This is a genomic window from Clostridium sp. DFI.1.208, from assembly GCF_024463855.1.
Lineage (GTDB): Bacteria > Bacillota_I > Bacilli_A > Erysipelotrichales > Erysipelotrichaceae > Clostridium_AQ.
Map to the genome: position 1 here is coordinate 1 of NZ_JANGCA010000139.1, position 1,645 is coordinate 1,645.

Consider the following 1,645-nt stretch of genomic DNA (forward strand, 5'->3'; position numbering starts at 1 on the left):
GGCGCTTTAAATTTGTGTGTGGTTGTGGCATACCTTTAAACTTGTGTGTTGCCATTTTTTGACTTATCTAACAAACTGTGTGGATACCCTTTCACTTTTTGTGTGGGTGTCCTTTTCTTATATAAAAAAACCTTTGTGGTATTATTCTTTTGCCGAGAAAATACACACAAAGGAGGTTTTAACCTATGTATGATTTTATCACAGATTTATTCAATTTAGACAAGAATATGATAAAAGTTGTTCATATCGTTTCTTTACCAGATGTTACTCAGCTACATATCTCTTTAGTCCCTAAACGTCTTCCTTGTCCTTACTGTCATGGTGTGACTCACCTTAATGGTTATTCAAAACCTAAAGTTATCAACCACCCGAAACTGACTGACAAAAAATGCGTCATCGTTTTCAAAAATAACCGTTATCAATGTAACGAGTGTCTCCGCACCTTCTCTGGACCCAATCCTTTCACCTTTACGAATTTTAAAAACTCTTATCTCGCATTCGATAATATCATGAAATCTTTATCTAATCTCAACTACACTTACAAAATGGTCGCTGATTTAAATCATATCTCTATCACTCAAGTTCAGCGTTATTTTGATAGTTTTGTAAATATCCCTAGAATCCGTTTGCCTGAATCCATCGGCATTGATGAGATTCACTCAAAGATGGCAAAGCGTACAGATTCTGCCTACTTATGTGTGATGGTAGATAATGTGAATCGCTCCTTATTTGAAATCCTTCCTTCACGCTCTAAACGGGAGCTACAGCGTTATTTTGATAAGATATCCTTAGAGGAAAGAAATTTAGTTCATTTCGTCACGATCGATATGTGGGAGCCTTACAGAGACATTGCACACATGTATCTTAAGAACGCTATCATAGCTGTCGATCCTTTTCATGTAGTTGAACATTTGAGTGATGCATTTACTCGTATCCGTCTCAATATCATGTATCAGGTAGAATATAATAGTGATAGTTATTATCTTTTAAAAAGTTGGAAGGACTTAGTCGAAAAGGATGTGTTCTTAGATAATGAGCCTATCTACAACAAGCGATTCAAGAGGAAACTGAATAAGCGTGAATTACAGAATATGTTACTTGATATCAGTGAGAATCTAACGCTTGGATATCGTCTGAAACAAATGTATCTAAACTTCAATAAAAAAGCAGTTGAAACAGATTGTGAAGAATGGCTTCAAACAATACTTGTAGCATTTAAAGAAGCACAGTTATCAGAATATAACGAGTTTATCTCACTTCTTGAACATTGGAAATATGAAATATTAAATTCATTCAAAAGACCTTTTGATGACAGAAAACTAAGTAATGCGTTATCAGAAAACATCAACGGACAAATAAGAACTTATCTAGCAATTTCCAATGGTGTCACCAACTTCATTAGGTTTCGGAAACGTTGTCTGTTGTCCCTCAATAAAAAGACATTCTACTCTATCAATGATAAACTTAAATCTGATAAATATACAAAAGATACAAACACTAAATAACGATATCTGATTACTTTTCTCGGCATATAAAAACAGATGACTCTAAGGATTTCTAGTCCCTTTATCATCTGTTTTCTTTTTTACCCACTCATTAGTTTAAAGCGCTATTTTACAAAACCACTCTCTAGTTTACATTACCC

General features: G+C 34.2%; 1 protein-coding gene. It reads left to right on the forward strand.

The features are described from left to right. The first annotated feature begins 185 nt into the window (after positions 1-185). Positions 186-1,505 (forward strand): ISL3 family transposase, encoded by a 1,320-nt coding sequence (locus tag NE665_RS23635; protein ID WP_117445116.1) that lies wholly within the window; start codon positions 186-188, stop codon positions 1,503-1,505. Positions 1,506-1,645 lie beyond the last annotated feature (140 nt).

What these genes read in the sequence shown, in the direction of transcription:
- NE665_RS23635 (WP_117445116.1), top strand. Translation starts at nt 186, where the DNA reads ATGTATGATTTTATCACAGATTTATTCAATTTAGACAAGAATATGATA.